Raw genomic sequence first — 19,655 nt, forward strand, 5'->3', positions numbered from 1 at the left:
GATAGCCTGAGGCCCGTGGAGCGGTCGCTCGAGACGCAGGTCAGCCAAGCGGTCGACGCCTGGCTGCGCTGGCTGCCCCGCTGGGAGCCGTCCACCCACCGCGGACGGGTCGCACCGTGCCGCCGGTGCTTCGGCTCGCCCATCCTCTCGGCCGCCGGACTCGGGGCCGATGTGCCGCACGGCGTGCAGCACGGCCTGTCCACGCGGATCAAGACGATCGTCGACCATGCCGTCGCCGAGTACACGGCGCTGAACCTCCCCATGCTGCAGGCCGAGCTCGATCAGCAGGCGGCGCGCAACCGCGCTCGCAGCTATCGCCCGGCCGAAGGGCTCGAGCCCGAGTACGAGGGCATGCCGCTGGATCCGGAGCCGAATCCGGAGGCGCCGTTCCTGTTCACCCTCGCGGGACTCGCCGAGGAGGCCGACGCCACCGTCCCCGACCTCCCGCCGCTCACCCCCGAGGCCAAGGCCGCACTGCGCCAGGAGGTCGGTCTCGCCGACGACTACGCGAACATGATCGGCCGGGAGGTGTGCGCGATCCTCCTGCACCATCGCCTGCGCGTCCAGGCCGCGATCGGCCAGTACGTCGAGCCGCAGATCGAGGCGATGCTCGAGGAGCTGACCCGGTCGCTCGACGCCCCGTTCGATTCGCGGGAGCCGGAGCGCGGCGAAGGCTGACACGTCGGCCGGGGAGCCGCCGCGACGGGTGTGCCGCGGCATCCGTCCCTCACGGCCCGTGCGCAGAGGTGGCTTTGCTACCATGCACGAGCCCCGCAAGGAATCGCGCACCGCTGCGGAATCGGCAACCCGACCAGCGCGCGTTCCGGCATCTGGGGGTGGCGAGGGTGAGCACACGCCTTCCCTCCGCGCCCCCGATCCTCCCCGGACTGACGTACGTGCGGCCCCTCGGCTCGGGCGGCTTCGCCGACGTGTTCCTCTATCAGCAGGACATGCCGCGGCGCAGCGTCGCGGTGAAGGTGCTCCCGAGCGACGTGCGCGACCCCGATCTGCTGCGCATGTTCAACGCCGAGGCCGATGTGCTCGCGCACCTCTCGGCGCATCCGTCCATCGTCACGGTCTACCAGGCCGGCGTCTCGGCCGACGGTCGCCCCTACATCGTCATGGAGTACTGCCCCGGGTCGCTCGTGCAGCGGTATCGGATCGAGCGCATCCCGGTGGAGGAGGTGCTCGCCATCGGCGTGCGGATGTCGGGGGCGCTGGAATCCGCGCACCGGGCGGGCCTCGTGCACCGCGACGTGAAGCCCAGCAACATCCTCATGACCTCCTTCGGCGCCCCCGTGCTCGCCGACTTCGGCATCTCCTCCTCGCTCGCCCGCGGCATCGACGAGGAGGTGCTGGCGATGTCGATCCCCTGGAGCGCCCCCGAGGTCGTCGCCGAGCACACCACCGGCACCGTCGCGAGCGAGGTGTGGAGCCTCGCCGCGACCGTGTACTCGCTGCTGGCGGGCCACAGCCCGTTCGAGCGCCGGGAGGGCGGCCAGAACACCCGGGAGCAGCTCCGGCGGCGGATCGCGCGCGCGGGCTACACCGACATCACGCGCACCGACGTGCCTGCGGGGCTGCAGGCGGTGCTCGCGCGTGCCATGAGCCGTGACCCGAAGGAGCGGTACGCCACCGCGCGCGCCTTCGGCGAGGACCTGCAGCAGGTGCAGCACGGGCTGGGGCTCGCCGCCACGCCGCTGGAGATCCCCGCCGACGAGTGGGAGCCGGCGTCGGGGGAGGTCGACTTCTCCGACGGGACGCTGCGCGGACCGACGCGATCGCGCCTCGAGAGGGAGACCCGCCGGAAGGCCCCCGCGGCGGCGGGCATCCGGAGCCGCGACGAGGACACCGCGATCGCGACCCCCCGGCCGCCGGTCCGGCGGCCGTCGCCGTGGGTGTGGGTCGCGCTCGCCGCGGTGGTGGCGGTCGGTGCCGTCGTCGTCGCGCTGGTCGTGACGGGCGTGCTCTGATGCGCAGGCGGTCGCTCGTGGGGTGGAGCGCCGCGGGCGTGGCCGCCGCGCTGGTGATCGGCGTGAGCGTGGTGTGGCCGGGGCTCGACGCCCGCGAGACGCCCGAGGTCGACACCTCGGTGTGGGCGCTGCAGACCGGCGAGGGCCGGCGGTATGCCCGCGTCAACACCGCCATCGGCGAGCTCGACACCGTGCGGACGGCCGACAGTCCCTCGCAGATCCTGGCGGCCGGCGACGACTCGTACCTCCTGTCCGACAGCAGCAGCCGGATCACCCGCATCGACCCGGCGCTGCCGATCGACCTCACCGAAGAGGCGCTGAGCGCATCGCCGCAGACCCCGCCCGGCACCACCGAGGTGGCCGGTGCCGGCGACTTCGTCGCCTACCGCACCGACGCCGGGGAGGTCTACGCCGGGCGGCTCTCCCGCGGCGACCCGGTGAAGGTCGCCGCCTTCCCGGAGCAGGCCGACGATGCGCCGCAGTACAGTGCGGATGCGATCGCGGTCGACGATCGCGGCATCCTCTTCGCCTACTCGAGCCGAGAGAAGGCGGTGCTCCGCTACGACGTCGCCACCTCGACCGTCCTCGGCAGCGACCCGCTCGACGCCGACATCGCCGTGCCCGCCGTCACCGCCGCGGGCGAGGACTGGGCGGTCGTCGACACGGAATCCGGTACCGTCCGGCTGCGCGGGGTCGCCGACGCGGTGCAGACCGGACTGACCGGTGCGGTCGTGGGGAAGGCCGCCACGACCGGCGACGAGATCTACCTCGCCGACGAGACGCGGCTGCTGGCCGTGCCGGTCGACGGCTCGGCGCCGCGGGTGGAGCACGAGGTGGCGTCGCCCGGCATCCCCGCCGAGCCCATCGTGCGCGACGGCGACGTGTTCGCCGCATGGCTGCCGCAGGGGGCCGGCGCCGGGACGCTGTGGCGATCCGGCCGGACGGCCGAGCCGCTGGACTACGCGGGCAGGGAGATCGGCGAACAGCGGAGACCGGTGTTCGTGCAGACGCGCGACGCCGTCATCCTCAACGAGACGCGATCGGGCTGGGTGTGGACGGTGCCCGACGGCCGGCTCGTGTCCTCGAGCCAGAACTGGAGCCTGGACGACGAGGCCGAGCAGGCCACTGTCCCCAGCCAGGACGAGGTGAGCGTCGTGGTCGACCCCAAGCCGCCGGTCGCGGAGCCCGACGCCTTCGGGGTGCGCCCCGGCGCCCTCGTCGCCCTTCCGGTGCTGCTGAACGACCATGATCCGAACGCGGACGTGCTCTCGATCGACCCGGAGTCCGTGACGGGGCTGGACCCCGGCTTCGGCACCGTGTCGCTCACCGACGACGATCAGCGGCTGGCCGTGCGGGTGTCGCCCACAGCCTCGGGCGCGGCCACCTTCCGCTACACCGTGACCGACGGCACGACCTCGACTGGCTTTCTGTCCGACCCCACCACCGTGACCCTGACCGTCGCAGGCAGCGACGCGAGCTCACCGCCGCAGTGGTGCGGGGTGAAGGACTGCCGCGCGCAGTGGCCGGCGCCCCAGGTGGCGCGCAACGGCACCGTCACGGTGCCGGTGCTCCCCGGGTGGGTCGATCCCGAGGGCGATCCGGTGTTCCTGCTCTCCGTCGCGAACGAGTCGGGGGTCGGCAGCGTGGCCGCCACCCCCGACGGCCAGGTGGTCTACCAGCACCGGGACGACGGCGACACCGAGGCGCAGAACATCGAGCTGACCGTGACGGTCTCCGACACGACCGGCGAGCAGGCGACGAAGACGCTCGTCGTCGCCGTCTCGGGCGAACCCGAGATCGCGGTGCAGTCCTTCGCCGTGCTCGACACGGTCGGCGCCAGTCTGACCGTCGACGTCGCGCCGCACGTCACCGGCACCGCCGGGCAGCTGTCGCTCTCCTCTGTGCGGATGCTGGACGACTCCGCCGCGACCGCGACGGTCGTGGGCGGCAGCACCACCTTCGACTTCTCGTCCCGCGACCCCGGCACGTTCCAGGTCGGCTTCAGCGTGACCGACGGGTCGAGGGAGGCGAGCGGCACCGCGAGGATCACCCTGTTGCCGTCCGACGCGTCCGCGGAGCTGTCGACCGCGCCGGTGGTCGCCTTCGTCCGCCCGCAGGAGGATGCCACGCTCGACGTGTTCGCCGCGGTCTCCAACCCCACTCGGCGCGTGCTCCTGCTCAGCGATGCGGTCGCCCGCGCCGACGACGGCGCGACGATGGCGGTAGACGTCGTCGGACAGAACGACCTCCGCGTGTCCGGCTCCACGGCGAGCGGCGCACCGGGGCGGCTGGGCACGGTGACCTACACGGTGAGCGACGGCACCGACGACGACGGCGCGAGCGTCGAGGGCACCGCAAGCGTCTACCTCCTGCCCCCGGCGCCGGCGCTCGCCCCCATCGCGGTGGACGACAGCGTGGTGGTGCGCGCGGGAGCCCAGGTCGACATCCCGGTGCTCGACAACGACGTCGCGCCGGCGGGCGGACGACCGCAGCTCGATCCCGGCTCGGTCGTCTCGTCGTCCACGGCGGCGCTGGCCTTCGCGTCGGGCGATGCGCTGCGCTACCTCGCTGCCACGGAGCCCGGTCTCTACAGCGTGGAGTACGCCGTCTCGACGCCGGGGTCGCCCGCGCTCACGGACCGCGCGCGGGTGCGCGTCACGGTGCTGGCCGATGAGGTCAACCGGGCGCCGCTGCCGGAGACGCTCGAGGGCCGGGTGCGGGCCGGGCAGTCCGCGGAGATCGCCTTCGACCCCTTCGGGGTGGACCCCGACGGCGACGCCGTGCGGCTCGACCGCATCGTGAGCCAGCCCGACGTGGGGGCGGCGACGATCTCGGCGGACGGGGAGTCGATCGTCTACACCAGCGTCGCCGGACGCTCCGGCCAGTTCGCCTTCCGCTATCGCGTCGTCGACGCGTTCGGCAGGACCGGCGACGCGACGGCCCGCGTCGGCGTGCTGGACGCCGAGTCCGACCCGAGCCCCGTCACGTTCAGCGACTACGTGCAGGTGCAGGCGGGGGAGGGCAACTCGATCCGTGTGAGCCCCCTCGCGAACGACCTCGATCCCACCGGTGGCCGGCTGAAGGTCACGGGCGTGCGACCCGACCTGCCGCAGACGCTCGAGGACGGCTCCGAGAGCCCCCTGTACGCCGCGCAGGCGGCGCGCATCCGCAGCGAGAGCTCCACCGCCGTCACTTTCGACGCGGGCACGGAGCCGACGACGATGTCGTTCCTCTACGACGTCGAGTCGGCCTCCGGCAACACGGGCCGCGGACTGATCGTGGTCCGCGTCGTCCGCGAGAGCGTGCCCGACTATCCGGTCGTCGCCGACACCGTGCTCACGCTCGAGGACCGTGACGGCTTCGTCGACGGCGTCGACGTGCTCACGGGCCGTGTCGCGTGGTCCGGCGGTGACACGGCGGTCCTCACCGTGGGGCTGTGGGGCGACCAGGGCGATGTCGCCGTGTCGGGTCGCCGGGTCAGCGGGCCCCTGCCGGCCGACAGCCGCGTCATCCCGATCTCCGTCACCGGGGAGGGCCGCGACGGACCGGTGACCACCTACGCCTTCGTGCGCGTGCCGGGCGATGACGACGGCGCACTGACGCTGCGGGCGGGCCTTCCCGGCATCCGCGTCACCGAGACCGAGTCGGTGGCCTTCGACATGACCGCGCTCGTAGCCGTCCCGCGCGGTCGCACGCTCGAGGTGGGGGCCGAGGTGCGGGCGTCGGGCGCACGCTCCGAGGCGACCTGCGTCCCGGACGGCGGCACGTCTGTCCGATACGACGCCGGGTCGCAGTCGCCGTGGGTCGACGCCTGCCAGGTGCCCGTGCGGCTGGACGGCCAGGACGAGTTCACGTTCGTGTCCGTGCCCATCACCGTGGTGCCGCTGGACCCGCAGCCGGAGCTCCGTCCGGCATCCCTCACGGTCGGTCCGGGCGAGACGACGACCTACGACCTGCGCGAGATGACCCGATGGCAGCTGCGCGAGGACGGGGAGAGCATCCGGTACGCCGCGGAGTATGCGGGCACGCAGTTCACCGTCGCGCTCGAGGGGTCGGTGCTCACCGTCACCGGCACCGACCGCGCCGTCCCGGGCGCGGAGGAGGCCGTGATCGTCACGGCGCCGAGCCACCCCGCCGTCGCGTCTGCTCGGCTCCTCCTGCGGGTCGGGTCGTCGCCCTCGACGCTCCCGGCCGGCGGGTCCACCACCGCCCAGTGCTCGGAGGCGGCGGGCACCTCGTGCGTGGTCCCCGTGGTGGGAGTCCCCGGCGAGCTCAACCCGCTGCCGGGCACGCCCCTCGAGGTCACCGACGTGCGCGCGGCCGGCGCGTGCGACGGCGTGACCTTCGAGGTCGCCTCCGCGACCGAGGTCCGTGCGACGTGGACCGCGGACACGGCGGGCATGACGTGTCCCGCGACGTTCTCCGTGCGCGACGCCCAGGGGCGCGCCACGAACTCCGAGCGGGACGGGCAGCTGCTGCTCGACCTGCAGGGCTTCCCGCGCGCTCCCGCCGCCCTCACGCAGACGGCGTTCGCCGACGGCGGCGTCACGATGCAGGTCGATCCGGGGGAGGCGAGTGCGGCGTACCCCGCGCTGACCGGCTTCTCGCTCCGCTACCAGGGTGCCGAGGTCGCCTCCTGCACCCCCGACGGCGTGTGCCCCCTCGTGGCTGCCCCCAACAGCGAGCCGCGCGTGTACGAGGCCTTCGCCGTCAACGCCGTGGGCACCTCGGCGACGTCCGTGCGTGCGACCGGCTGGGCCTACGACGTGCCGGCCGGCCCGGCGGGCATCACCACCGCTCCGGTCGTGACGCGCGGCGACGGCGGCGTCGTGTCGATCGACATCGCGCAGGTCGATCCCGACACCGGGTCGCTGGAGATCTCCAGCCCCGTCGGCGACACCGTGCGGGTCGACGTCGCCCCGGGGCAGGCGAGCGTGCAGATCCCCTCCTTCCGCGTCGGCGCCAACACGGGCACGCAGATCACCCTGACCCCGTACTCCCGCTACGAGCCGCCGCCGGGCCTCGGCGGCAGCCCGTTCGGCGCCTCGGTGACGGTGGTCGGAAGCGGCGTCGGAGCGCCGCTCGCGCCCGCGCTGGCGCTGTCGGCGGCCACGGACGGCGACGGCACGTCGACCGTCACGGCCACGGCGACGGCGACCGCGAACGGCGACGGCTCCGACCTGCGGTTCGGCATCGTGCGCGACGGGCAGTCGTGCACGACCTCACCCGGCGGCCAGAGCGCGACGTTCTCGGGCCTCCCGGACGGCGAGGAGTACCGCTTCGTGATGTGCGCCGACTCGCGACTCGGCGGGCGCGTGTTCGGCACGGCATCCACGTCGGCCACCGTCCGAGCAGTGCAGAGCACGGCGGCCCCGCGCGGGTGGACCTTCACCGTCGACGGCACCCCGGACGTCGATGCCGGCAGCGCCCGCTGGTACGTCCGCGAGAGCCCGTCGTCACCGGAGCAGCCGCCGCGCAACAACGACGCGGTCATCAGCGGCTTCCCCTCCACCGTGTTCGGCCGCGATCCCGGCTTCACCGTGCAGTACCGCCACCGCGACTGGGGCACCGTCAGCGAGGCGGAGGCCGTGGCGCCTGCGTCCGGGTCCGCGCCCTACCAGGTGCGTGCGAGCTGGGGCGTGGAGTCCTGCGTCGGGGGATCGGCGCCCGTGTTCACCCGCGATGCCTCGAAGGCCCCGGACGGGTCCACCGCCGACATCGCGTTCGACACCCGCAGCGTGATCTACCGCGCCGCCGACGGCACGGTCGTGCCCGAGACGATCGCGGGCATCGTCCCGGTCGGCACATCGACGATCGAGGGCATCTCGGTCACGGTCGACTGGTCGAAGCAGCGGTGGAACCTGGATGCTGCGACGGCGACCTTCTCGGCCGACTGCCGGCCGAATCTCCCGCCGGTGCCCTGAGCGGCGCCGTCGCCCTTCCCGCTTTCCGACCCGACATCCCGAGGATCCCGCGCATGACCATCACCACCGAACAGGCCACCTGGTTCTCGCAGACCTTCGCGCAGATCGCCGACAACGTCGAGCGTGCGGTGCTGGGCAAGCGCCACATCGTCGAGCTCGTTCTGACGGCGATGGTCAGCGGCGGTCACGTCCTCCTCGAAGACGTCCCCGGGACCGGCAAGACGTCGCTGGCGCGGGCACTCGCCCAGTCCGTGCAGGGCACCAACACGCGCATCCAGTTCACCCCCGATCTCCTGCCGGGCGACATCACCGGCATCACCGTCTATGACCAGAAGACGGGGGAGTTCGAGTTCCACTCCGGACCCGTCTTCGCCAACATCGTGCTCGCCGACGAGATCAACCGCGCGAGCCCGAAGACCCAGTCGGCCCTCCTGGAGGTCATGGAGGAGGGGCATGTCACCGTGGACGGCATCACCCGGCCGGTGGGCACGCCGTTCCTGGTGCTCGCGACCCAGAACCCGGTCGAGCAGGCCGGCACCTATCGCCTGCCCGAGGCGCAGCTCGACCGCTTCCTCATGCGCACCTCGCTCGGCTATCCCGACCACGCCGCGACCGTGCGGATCCTCGGCGGTGCCGCGACCCCGACCGCCGACCTGGCGCCGATCATCGCACCGCAGGCGCTGGCCGGCATGGCCGATCTCGCCTCCGACGTCTACGTGGACGCCCTCGTCCTGGACTACGTCGCACGACTCGTCGACGGAACCCGTTCGGCCGACGAGGTGCGACTCGGCGTCAGCATCCGCGGCGCCCTCGCCCTCACCGCCGCCAGCCGCACCCGCGCGGCCTCCCTGGGCCGCACGTTCGCCACTCCCGACGACGTCAAGGCGCTCGCCGTGGCCGTGCTCTCGCACCGCCTGATCCTGCACCCCGAGGCGGAGTTCGACGGCGTCACCGCGGAGGCCGTCATCGGGCAGGTGCTCCTGGACGTCCCGCCGCCGAGTCAGCGCGAGACCGTATGAGCCGGAACGACACCCGCCTCACCCGCACCTCCGCCGTCACGGACGGACGCACCCTCACCGATGTGACCTCGACCCAGCGGGGCGGGGGGCTGGTCGACGCCGCCGTGCGCGCGGCCCACGCGCGCCGGGCGCTGGCGGAGGGATCGGATGCCGCGGCCCGCTGGATCGCGCGGACGGTCCGGCCCCCGGGGGTCATCCTCGCGGTGGTCGCCTCCGCGGGCCTCGTGTGCGGCGTCCTCTTCGGCTGGGTGGAGTGGATGGCGGCCGGCGCGACCGCGCTGCTGCTGCTGGCGATGGCGATCCCGTTCCTCTTCGGCGTGCGGTCGTACCGCGTCGACCTCCGGCTCCCGCACCTGCGGATCATCGCCGGGACCGGCGTGACGGCCGGCATCACCGTATCCAACGACGGCACACGCATCGCCCTGCCCGGTCGCATCGACATCGCGGTGGGCGACGGCCTCGTCGAGTTCGGCGTGCCGCTGCTGCGCCCCGGCCACGTCGTGGAGGAGACGCTCGAGCTCCCCCCGCAGCGGCGCGGCGTGATCGTGGTCGGACCGGCCACCACCGTGCGCAGCGACCCCCTCGGGCTCCTGCGCCGCGAGCACGCCTTCGACGACGAGTACCGGCTGTTCGTGCACCCGCGGACGGTGGCACTGCCCTCCACGAGCGCCGGCCTGCTGCGCGATTTGGACGGCAGCCCCACGCGACGACTGGTGGACGCCGACATGTCCTTCCACGCGATCCGCGAGTACGCCAACGGAGACTCCCAGCGCCAGATCCACTGGAAGTCGACCGCGAAGACGGGCCGGCTGATGGTGCGGCAGTACGAGGAGTCGCGCCGCTCCCGGATGGCCGTCGTGCTGGGCGTCGCCGGCGAGGAGTTCGCCGACGACGACGAGTTCGAGCTGGCGGTGGGCTGCGCGGCGTCGCTGGGGCTGCGTGCGATCCAGGACGCCCGCGAGATCGACGTCGTGGTGGGGGCCGAGATCCCGCGCGTGGTGAAGGGACGGCTGCGGGCCATCCGGCACCTGCCCGCGGCATCCCCCCGCGTGCTTCTCGACTCCTTCAGCGGCGTGGACGTCCTCGAGAACACGATGCGCGCCGAGGAGGTGTGCGCTCTCGTCGCGGAGGGCAGCGACCGGCTGTCCGTCGCGGTCGTGGTGGTCGGCTCGACCGTCGACGCGAACCGTCTGCGCCAGGCCGCCCTGGCCTTCTCGGCCGACACCGTCGTGGTCGGTGTGCTCTGCGACGAGCGGGCCCACCCGCGGTTGCGCACGCTCGGCGGCATCCCGGTGCTCACCGTCGGAACCGTCGAGGACCTCGCCGGCCTCCTGCATCGGGGGGCCACCGGATGAGCGCGGGAGCGATGCGCGGCCGTCCGCGCCGCCAGCGACGCGACGCGCTCGCGGTGAACGTCGGTGGGGCCGTCTACGTCGCCGCGATGACGGTGCTCGCGGCCGTGGCGGCGTGGCCCATCTACCGGTCGGCGTCCTTCGCGCTCCTCGTCGCCGTGTCCGCGGTCCTGGCTGGAGGCGTCGCCGCGCTCGCGCACCGGCGCGGATGGTCGGCCGGCGTCGTCGGGGCCGTGCTGGCCGGCTCCGTGCTGGTGCTGGGTGTGCCGCTCGCCGTGCCGTCGCGGCTCGGCGGTCCGGCCGACCTCCTCGCGGGTCTCGTCGAGACCGCGAGCGGCGCCGTCCTCGGGTGGAAGGACCTCGTCACCGTCGACCTGCCGGTCGGGACGTACCGCAATCTGCTGGTGCCCGCGCTGATCGTCTTCCTCGGGGGCGTCTGCGCCGCGCTCCTGCTGGCGTGGCGGCCGGGCCGTCTCGCCTACGCCGCGACGGCGGTCACCGTCGCGATGGTGTCGTTCGGCCTCTTCTTCGGGCGCACGAGCACGAGCGCCGCCCTCGTCGTCGGCCCCGTCGTCCTGCCTGCCCCCGTCGAGACCGGGGTGGGCGTCGGCGCACTCGTGGCGACCCTCCTGTGGGCGGCGCACCGCACGCGCAGGGAGCGGCTGTTCGCGCTCGAGCGTGCCGCGGCATCCTCCGGCGTGCATCTCACCCGCGGCGCCTCGCGCACCGATCGGCGTCGCGCGCTCCTCGGCGCGGGCATGATCGCCGTCGCGGTGCTGGTCGCCGTGGCCGTCGTCCCGGCGGCCGCCCAGTCCAGGGAGCGCGACGTCCTGCGCGCCGCCGCCGGCCCGGAGGTCGACATCTCGCGGGCCGTCAGCCCCCTCAGCACGTACCGGAGCCTGTTCGCCGACGACCGCGCCGACCAGGTCCTCTTCACGGTGACGTCCGACGGCTCCCTTCCCGACCGTGTCCGGCTGGCCACCCTCGACGCCTACGACGGCGAGGTGTTCCGCAGCGGCGACGACGACGCGAGCCGCTTCGTGCGCGTGCCGTCGGTGCGCGACGCGGGGGAGGGGGCGCCCGTCGACGCGACCGTGTCGATCGGCGCGCTCACCGGGATCTGGATGCCGACCGCGGGCCGTCTGGCCGGTGTACGGTTCGGCGGCGACCGCGCGGTCGCGCTGGCCGACCGCTTCTACTACGACGACGACGCGGAGGCCGGGGTGCAGACCGCGGGCGGAGGTCTCGCACAGGGCGACACCTACGACCTCACCGCCGTGGAACGGCCGGCGCAGGCGCTCGCGGATGCGACCCCGCCGGGCGTCGGCGACGGCGTGCTCGCGCCCGAGAGTCTGCGGGCATGGGTCGAGGAGCACGCGACCGGCGCGGACGGTGCGGCGCTCGCCGGGCTCGTGACGCTGCTGCGCGAGCGGGGATTCCTCAGCCACGCGCTGACGGCTCCGCGCGACCCGCTCCCGGGGTACGTCTTCCAGCCCAGCGCGGCCGGCCACTCCCTCGCCCGCATCGACGAGCTCTTCGCGAAGCTCCTCGCGCGCGAGAGCGACCCGCGCGCGGCCAGCACCGGCAACTACGTCGCCGCCGTCGGCGACGACGAGCAGTTCGCCGTCGCCACGGCCCTCATCGCGCGCGAGCTCGGCTTCCCCTCGCGGGTGGTGCTGGGGGCGCGGCTGGAGTCCGGCGACCCCGGCGTCAGCACGTGCGACGGCGGCGAGTGCCGGGCGCAGGACCTGTCCGCCTGGACCGAGGTGCGATCCTCGTCCGGCGAGTGGATCCCCGTGGACGTCACCCCGCAGTACGCCGTGGCGCCGAGTCTCGAGCAGACCGAGCTGCGCGACCCGGAGATCCCGACGGAGGTGCGCCCCGACGGCGTGACCGACGTGGTCCCTCCGCCCCCCGTCCAGGACGACGATGCGCGCGACGACCCGCGCACCGATCCGGGGGCGGACCTCGCCTGGCTCTGGACCGCACTGCGCGCCGCGTCGATCGTGCTGCTCGTGATGCTCGTGCTGTGCGGCCCCCTCGCGCTGATCGCCGCGGCGAAGAGCATGCGCCGGCGATCGCGCCGTCGCATCCCCGGACCTGCCCGGCGCATCGCGGAGGGGTGGGAGGAGTACCTCGACGCCGCGGCGGACGCCGGACGCGCCGTGCCCGCGGAGCTGACCCGCGAGGAGGCCGCCGCGATGCTCGGCACTCCCGCAGCCGGCGCGCTCGCCGCGGAGGCTGACCGGGCCGTGTTCTCCGACCGCGCGCCCTCCGCCGACGAGGCCGTGGAATACTGGCGACTCGTCGACGCGGACCGGCGGTCGCTGGTCGGCGGACGAGGCGCGGGGCGCCGCCTGCGAGCGGCCGTATCGTTGAGATCGTTCCTGAGGTTCCTGGCACCGGCGCCGCCGCGTACGGTTCCGCCCGTGATGGAGAGGGGGAGGCGCAGCACGTCGGCACGTGCGCGCCCATCGACATGAACGCATCGGCTGCGGGCGACTCGGTCGGCCTCACCCTGGGCCTGACCACGGTCGTGCTCTCCCTGGCCCTCTACATCTGGACTGCCCTCGCGCTGTCCGCGGTGTTCCGCAAGTCGGGCGAGGAGAGCTGGAAGGCGTGGGTGCCGTTCCTGAACACTGCGGTGCTCCTCACCCTCGGCGGGTTCTCCGGCTGGTTCGTGCTCCTCGTCCTGCTTCCCGTGCTCGGTCAGGTCGTCCTGTACGTCATCCTCGTGATGGCGCTGCATCGCATCAACCAGGCGTTCGGCTTCGGCGTCGGCATGACGGTGCTCGCCGCGCTGCTCCTGCCCGTCTGGGCGAGCGTCGTCGGCTTCGGGTCCGCACGCTGGGTGGGCTCGGACCACACCGCCCCCGCGCCGCACCGCACCGGTCCGGGCGCGGAGCGCGCCGCCGCCGCACCCTCCGGCCGCATCGCCTCCCTCGCGACCCCGCCCCGCCCTCCTGCCCCGCCCGCCGCCCGCGGCTATGCGCCGCCGGTCGTGCCCGGCTACGGGCCGCCCGCCCTCCCGGGGCACGGCTCCGCGGCAGGGTACGTGCCCGGGTCGCCGACTCGCGTCGCGCCCGGCTACGCCCCTCCCGCCTCCCCCCGCTCCGGGTACACGCCGCCCGTCGGGGTGCCCGCGACGGCTCCCTTCGCCGCGTCCGACCCGAGCCCGTGGGGTCCGCCCGCGAACGACGACGACGGCGCCGCGCCCGGCCCGCGCCGACGGGGAGAGCACCCGGAAGACCTCGAGGTCTCGGCGATCGCGCCCGGCGTCGTCCCCCCGCAGTCCGCCGTCTCGGCGGCACGCGCGCAGCGCAAGGGATGGGACGACGAGGATGCTGCGGCCGCCCCCATCGACGTCGTCCCCGGGGCGCGCAGCTCGGCCCCGCCGATACCCCCGGCGCCGCTCGTCACGCGCGTGCCCGCCCGCGGAGCGGAGCCCGAGGCGGAGCCGTGGGCGCCCCGGCGCTCGCCCCAGCCCGACGTCTTCCCGGACACGACCGACGAGGTGTCCGCGATCGCGTCCGCGCCGCGCGCGGGTGAGCCGCGTCCGGCGGGCGCGTCGGTGTCGGTCGCGCCGGAGCCCGTGATCGAACCGGTCCCGGCGGCACCGGAGCCGGCGGCCGCGGTCGAGGACGAGGACGAGGACCTCGATCAGACGGTGATCGTCCACCGTCGCCGCGCCGAGTGGGAGCTCGTCCCGCCCGGCGGCGCACCGGTCGCGATCAGCAGCGACGTGGTCATCCTCGGCCGACGTCCCTCGGCGGACGACGTGTATCCGTCGGCCCAGCTCCTCCCGCTCGTCGACGAGACCCGCACCGTGTCCAAGACCCACGCGCGCCTCGAGCTCACGGGGGACGGGTGGGTCATCACCGACCTGGCATCGACGAACGGCGTGCTGCTGACGACGGAGGACGGCACGGAGCAGGAGGCCGCGTCGGGTGTGCCGCTGCCGGTCGGCGAGCGCTTCCACCTCGGCGACGCGGAGGTGCGTCTCCGCCGCACCGGCGCGTGACCGTCCACGACGTGGACACCGACGCAGACGCCGACGACGCGACGGTCCGGGGCGACCGGATCTCGGCGTCGGGGGAGATCGACGGTTCGACCGTCATCGCGCGGCGGGAGTCACGGCGCCGATCGGAGCGCGGGGCCGCAGACCCTGCCGCCCCGCCCTCGGCACCCGTCCCGACGGTGTCCCTCGCGGCAGAGCCCGCGCCGGCCGCGGGAGATGCCGACAGGGGCGAGGGCGCGGGGGTCCCTCAGCGGGTGTACGCCCCCCGGCCGTCGCCGTCGCCGTCGCCGTCCCCGCCTCCGCCGGATCCTCGAGGCGGCCGAGCCGCGGCCGCCACGCCGACCCTCCGCCGCCGCACACGTCCTCGTCCGGCACCCGTCTCCGCGAGGGGCCGAAACGCACGGAGACTGGCGCTCGTGCTGGTGGCCGCGGCATCCCCGGTCGTCATCGGCGTCACGCTGCTGCTGGTCCTCCTGCTTCCGCGCTGACGCGGCCGTGCCGGATGCCGCACTGTTTGCCGCCCCTCCGGATCTCGCGTATCATGGAGAGGTGTGCGCTCACGCGCGCCCTGCGACGTGCCTCGGTGCGATGCGGAGCCGCCGTCGCACCATCTCAGGGAACCGACCTGCGAACAGGTCAACCCCCACGGCATATCCACCACTCACGCGACCATCATCCGTCGTGCGGTGGATCAACGTGAGGCTCCGCGGCACGGATCGATGATCCGCGATGCGGGCCGGGAGAACACGAACGCTGTCACCGTGCAGCACAAAAAGGAGAGAACGTGCCAACCATTCAGCAGTTGGTTCGGAAGGGTCGCTCGCCGAAGGTCACCAAGACCAAGGCTCCCGCGCTCAAGTCGAACCCGCAGCAGGCCGGGGTCTGCACCCGCGTCTACACGACCACGCCCAAGAAGCCGAACTCCGCGATGCGCAAGGTCGCCCGTGTGAAGCTCCGCAACGGCACCGAGGTCACCGCCTACATCCCCGGCGAGGGCCACAACCTGCAGGAGCACTCGCTCGTGCTCGTCCGCGGTGGTCGCGTCAAGGACCTCCCCGGTGTCCGCTACAAGATCGTCCGCGGCGCCCTGGACACCCAGGCCGTCAAGAACCGTAAGCAGGCTCGCAGCCGCTACGGCGCGAAGAAGGGCTGAGTCAGATGCCTCGTAAAGGTCCCGTCACCAAGCGCCCGGTCGTCAACGACCCCGTCTACGGTGCTCCGATCGTCAGCCAGCTGGTGAACAAGATCCTCGTCGACGGCAAGAAGTCGATCGCCGAGTCGATCGTCTACACCGCCCTGCGCGGCGTGGAGGCCAAGAACAGCCAGGACGCCGTCGCCACCCTGAAGAAGGCGCTCGACAACGTGCGCCCGACCCTCGAGGTCAAGAGCCGCCGCGTCGGCGGCTCGACCTACCAGGTGCCGATCGAGGTCAAGCCCCACCGTGCGAACACGCTGGCCCTGCGCTGGCTCGTGAGCTACGCGAAGGCCCGCCGCGAGAAGACCATGATCGAGCGTCTCCAGAACGAGATCCTCGACGCCTCGAACGGCCTGGGAGCCGCGGTCAAGCGCCGCGAGGACACCCACAAGATGGCCGAGTCGAACCGCGCCTTCGCGCACTACCGCTGGTAACCAGCGCTCCGGCTGCCGGCCGGGGGCCACGAGTCCCCGGCCGGCGCCACCGCGACATCCCTCACCACACGTAAGGAAGACACCCCGTGGCACAAGACGTGCTCACCGACCTCAACAAGGTCCGCAACATCGGCATCATGGCGCACATCGATGCCGGCAAGACGACGACGACCGAGCGCATCCTGTACTACACGGGAACCAACCACAAGATCGGCGAGACGCACGACGGCGCCTCTACGACCGACTGGATGGAGCAGGAGCAGGAGCGTGGCATCACCATCACGTCCGCTGCTGTGACGTGCTTCTGGGACAACAACCAGATCAACATCATCGACACCCCGGGTCACGTGGACTTCACGGTCGAGGTCGAGCGCTCGCTGCGCGTCCTCGACGGCGCGGTCGCCGTCTTCGACGGCAAGGAGGGCGTCGAGCCCCAGTCCGAGACCGTGTGGCGTCAGGCCGACAAGTACAACGTCCCCCGCATCTGCTTCGTCAACAAGATGGACAAGCTGGGCGCCGACTTCTACTTCACCGTCGACACCATCATCAACAAGCTCAAGGCGAAGCCCCTCGTCATCCAGCTGCCCATCGGCGCCGAGAACGACTTCGTCGGCGTCGTCGACCTCGTCGAGATGCGCGCGCTGGTCTGGGCCGGAGACGCCAAGGGTGATGTCACCATGGGCGCCAAGTACGACATCCAGGAGATCCCGGCCGACATGGCCGATGTCGTGGCGAAGTACCGCGAGCAGCTGCTCGAGACCGTCGCCGAGACCGACGAGGAGCTCCTCGAGAAGCACTTCGGCGGCGAGCCCCTCACCGTCCCCGAGATCAAGGCCGCGATCCGCAAGCTGACGGTCAACTCGGAGATCTACCCCGTGCTCTGCGGCTCGGCGTTCAAGAACCGCGGCGTGCAGCCGATGCTCGACGCGGTCGTGGACTACCTGCCGTCCCCGCTGGACGTGCCCGCCATCGAGGCGCACGACCCGAAGAACGAAGAGATCGTCATCGAGCGCCACGCCGATCGCGACGAGCCCTTCACCGCGCTCGCGTTCAAGATCGTGACGCACCCCTTCTTCGGTCGTCTGACCTACATCCGCGTCTACTCGGGTCACCTCGACTCGGGCGCGCAGATCGTCAACTCGACGAAGTCCAAGAAGGAGCGCATCGGGAAGATCTTCCAGATGTACGCCAACAAGGAGAACCCGGTGCCCTCGGTCACCGCGGGTCACATCTACGCCGTGATCGGCCTCAAGGACACCACCACCGGTGACACGCTGTCCGACAGCGCGCACCAGGTCGTCCTCGAGTCGATGACGTTCCCCGAGCCGGTCATCGAGGTGGCCATCGAGCCCAAGACCAAGGCCGACCAGGAGAAGCTGGGTCTCGCGATCCAGAAGCTCGCGGAGGAGGACCCGACGTTCCGCGTCGAGCAGAACTCCGACACCGGTCAGACCGTCATCAAGGGCATGGGCGAGCTGCACCTCGACATCCTGGTCGACCGCATGAAGCGGGAGTTCAAGGTCGAGGCCAACGTCGGGAAGCCCCAGGTGGCCTACCGCGAGACCATCCGCAAGTCGGTCGAGAAGCACGACTACACCCACAAGAAGCAGACGGGTGGATCGGGCCAGTTCGCCAAGATCCAGTTCACCATCGAGCCTCTCGAGGTCACGGCCGACAAGACGTACGAGTTCGAGAACAAGGTCACCGGTGGCCGCATCCCGCGCGAGTACATCAGCCCGACCGATCAGGGCTTCCAGGACGCCATGAACGTCGGCGTGCTGGCGGGCTACCCCATCGTGGGTGTCAAGGCGATCCTGCTCGACGGCGCCTCGCACGACGTCGACTCCTCGGAGATGGCGTTCAAGATCGCCGGCTCGATGGGCTTCAAGGAGGCCCTCCGCCGTGCCGATCCCGTGATCCTCGAGCCGCTCATGTCCGTCGAGGTGCGCACCCCCGAGGAGTACATGGGCGACGTCATCGGCGACCTGAACTCCCGTCGCGGGCAGATCCAGTCGATGGAGGATGCCCAGGGCGTCAAGGTCGTGCGGGCGCTCGTGCCGCTGTCCGAGATGTTCGGCTACATCGGCGATCTGCGCTCCAAGACCTCCGGCCGCGCCGTCTACTCCATGGAGTTCGACAGCTACGCCGAGGTGCCCCGCAACGTCATGGACGAGATCGTCCAGAAGACCAAGGGCGAATAAGCCCTCTGGATGCCGGCGGCCCCGGCCGCCGGCATCCAGCCCTCATAACTTCACAGACTCGCACGACCTCTCTCCACTAACGTGGAACCCATCCCCGTAGACACCCGGTCGCAATCCAGCGCCCGGAGCATCTACACGAATGTCCTAGGAGGACCCAGTGGCCAAGGCCAAATTCGAGCGGACCAAGCCGCACGTGAACATCGGAACGATCGGTCACGTCGACCACGGCAAGACCACGCTCACCGCAGCGATCTCGAAGGTGCTCGCCGACAAGTACCCGTCGGCCACCAACGTGCAGCGCGACTTCGCGTCCATCGACTCCGCTCCCGAGGAGCGTCAGCGCGGCATCACGATCAACATCTCCCACGTGGAGTACGAGACGCCGAAGCGCCACTACGCGCACGTCGACGCCCCGGGTCACGCCGACTACATCAAGAACATGATCACCGGTGCTGCTCAGATGGACGGCGCGATCCTCGTGGTCGCCGCGACCGACGGCCCGATGGCTCAGACGCGTGAGCACGTGCTGCTCGCCAAGCAGGTCGGCGTGCCCTACCTGCTGGTCGCGCTGAACAAGTCCGACATGGTCGACGACGAGGAGATCCTGGAGCTCGTCGAGCTCGAGGTCCGCGAGCTGCTGTCGTCGCAGGACTTCGACGGCGACAACGCGCCCGTCGTCCGCGTCTCCGGCCTCAAGGCCCTCGAGGGCGACGCCGAGTGGGTCGACAAGATCCTCGAGCTGATGGAGGCCGTCGACGCTTCGGTGCCCGACCCCATCCGCGACAAGGACAAGCCGTTCCTCATGCCCGTCGAGGACGTCTTCACGATCACCGGTCGTGGGACCGTCGTCACGGGTCGCGCCGAGCGCGGCACCCTGGGCATCAACTCCGAGGTCGAGATCGTGGGTCTGCGTCCCACGCAGAAGACGATCGTCACCGGTATCGAGATGTTCCACAAGCAGCTCGACGAGGCATGGGCCGGCGAGAACTGTGGTCTGCTCCTGCGCGGCACCAAGCGTGACGACGTCGAGCGCGGCCAGGTCGTCGTGAAGCCCGGTTCGGTCACCCCGCACACCAACTTCGAGGGCACGGCGTACATCCTGTCCAAGGAGGAGGGCGGTCGCCACAACCCGTTCTTCACGAACTACCGCCCGCAGTTCTACTTCCGCACCACGGACGTCACGGGAGTCATCACGCTTCCCGAGGGCACCGAGATGGTCATGCCCGGTGACACCACCGACATGACGGTCGAGCTGATCCAGCCCATCGCCATGGAAGAGGGCCTCGGCTACGCGATCCGTGAGGGTGGCCGCACCGTCGGCGCCGGCACGGTCACGAAGATCCTCAAGTAAGTCTCACGACTGCTTCCAGAACGCCCCCCGGCTCCGGCCGGGGGGCGTTCTGTCGTCGGTGGCTGCGGCGCTGCGGCCGCGTCCGGCGGCACCGACGTGCGCACCCCTCCGCAGGCTCGTGAGACCGGTATGCACAATTGCGACGCCTCCGGGCTACTCCGCGCCTCGCGTCGGTCATCGCTTTCAGC

At 72.1% G+C, this 19,655-nt stretch carries 11 protein-coding genes; all 11 read left to right on the forward strand.

Translation table 11 applies throughout. The features are described from left to right. Nucleotides 1-15: 15 nt before the first annotated feature. The 11 genes from CVS47_RS02090 (at nt 16) to tuf (ending at nt 19,467) form a co-directional block, all read left to right on the forward strand. Nucleotides 16-678, forward strand: coding sequence for a spermidine/putrescine ABC transporter substrate-binding protein (locus CVS47_RS02090; protein WP_127094602.1), 663 nt, complete (start codon nt 16-18; stop codon nt 676-678). 167 nt (nt 679-845) lie between these two features. Further along, the gene (locus CVS47_RS02095; RefSeq protein WP_127094603.1) at nt 846-1,973 is read left to right on the forward strand and encodes a serine/threonine-protein kinase; all 1,128 of its coding nucleotides are present in this window, start codon (nt 846-848) and stop codon (nt 1,971-1,973) included. After that, on the forward strand, nt 1,973-7,897 hold the full coding sequence (locus CVS47_RS02100; RefSeq protein WP_127094604.1) for an Ig-like domain-containing protein: 5,925 nt from the start codon (nt 1,973-1,975) through the stop codon (nt 7,895-7,897). The genes CVS47_RS02095 and CVS47_RS02100 overlap by 1 nt, the downstream gene beginning before the upstream one ends. 53 nt (nt 7,898-7,950) lie before the next feature. Further along, entirely contained in the window at nt 7,951-8,916 is a 966-nt protein-coding gene (locus CVS47_RS02105) for an AAA family ATPase (RefSeq protein WP_127094605.1), read from the forward strand. Then, nucleotides 8,913-10,271: a DUF58 domain-containing protein gene (locus CVS47_RS02110; RefSeq protein ID WP_127094606.1), complete on the forward strand. Its 1,359-nt coding sequence runs from the start codon at nt 8,913-8,915 to the stop codon at nt 10,269-10,271. The genes CVS47_RS02105 and CVS47_RS02110 overlap by 4 nt, the downstream gene beginning before the upstream one ends. Further along, nucleotides 10,268-12,751 carry a transglutaminase domain-containing protein gene (locus tag CVS47_RS02115; protein WP_127094607.1) on the forward strand — a complete coding sequence of 828 codons (2,484 nt, stop codon included), beginning with the start codon at nt 10,268-10,270 and terminating at the stop codon, nt 12,749-12,751. Before CVS47_RS02110 ends, CVS47_RS02115 begins: the two co-directional genes overlap by 4 nt. Beyond that, a complete protein-coding gene (locus CVS47_RS02120; RefSeq protein ID WP_127094608.1) occupies nt 12,748-14,289 on the forward strand; it encodes a DUF5684 domain-containing protein in 1,542 nt (513 codons plus the stop codon). The genes CVS47_RS02115 and CVS47_RS02120 overlap by 4 nt, the downstream gene beginning before the upstream one ends. Nucleotides 14,290-15,070: 781 nt before the next feature. Then, the gene (rpsL, locus tag CVS47_RS02125; protein WP_017201609.1) at nt 15,071-15,439 is read left to right on the forward strand and encodes a 30S ribosomal protein S12; all 369 of its coding nucleotides are present in this window, start codon (nt 15,071-15,073) and stop codon (nt 15,437-15,439) included. Between the two features lie 5 nt (nt 15,440-15,444). Then, complete coding sequence (gene rpsG / locus CVS47_RS02130; protein WP_127094609.1) at nt 15,445-15,915, forward strand: 30S ribosomal protein S7; 471 nt, start codon at nt 15,445-15,447, stop codon at nt 15,913-15,915. 86 nt (nt 15,916-16,001) lie between these two features. Continuing rightward, nucleotides 16,002-18,116, forward strand: a complete 2,115-nt coding sequence (gene fusA / locus CVS47_RS02135) for an elongation factor G (RefSeq protein WP_127094610.1) — start codon at nt 16,002-16,004, stop codon at nt 18,114-18,116. A gap of 157 nt (nt 18,117-18,273) precedes the next feature. Beyond that, entirely contained in the window at nt 18,274-19,467 is a 1,194-nt protein-coding gene (gene tuf / locus CVS47_RS02140) for an elongation factor Tu (protein ID WP_127094611.1), read from the forward strand. The last annotated feature ends 188 nt before the right edge of the window (nt 19,468-19,655 follow it).

It is taken from the genome of Microbacterium lemovicicum, from assembly GCF_003991875.1.
Classification (GTDB): domain Bacteria; phylum Actinomycetota; class Actinomycetes; order Actinomycetales; family Microbacteriaceae; genus Microbacterium; species Microbacterium lemovicicum.

Excerpts from the sequence above, each read along its gene's own strand:
- CVS47_RS02120 (WP_127094608.1), top strand. The coding sequence starts at position 12,748 with ATGAACGCATCGGCTGCGGGCGACTCGGTCGGCCTCACCCTGGGCCTG.
- CVS47_RS02110 (WP_127094606.1), top strand. The coding sequence starts at position 8,913 with ATGAGCCGGAACGACACCCGCCTCACCCGCACCTCCGCCGTCACGGAC.
- rpsG (WP_127094609.1), top strand. The coding sequence starts at position 15,445 with ATGCCTCGTAAAGGTCCCGTCACCAAGCGCCCGGTCGTCAACGACCCC.
- CVS47_RS02115 (WP_127094607.1), top strand. The coding sequence starts at position 10,268 with ATGAGCGCGGGAGCGATGCGCGGCCGTCCGCGCCGCCAGCGACGCGAC.
- CVS47_RS02100 (WP_127094604.1), top strand. The coding sequence starts at position 1,973 with ATGCGCAGGCGGTCGCTCGTGGGGTGGAGCGCCGCGGGCGTGGCCGCC.
- CVS47_RS02105 (WP_127094605.1), top strand. The coding sequence starts at position 7,951 with ATGACCATCACCACCGAACAGGCCACCTGGTTCTCGCAGACCTTCGCG.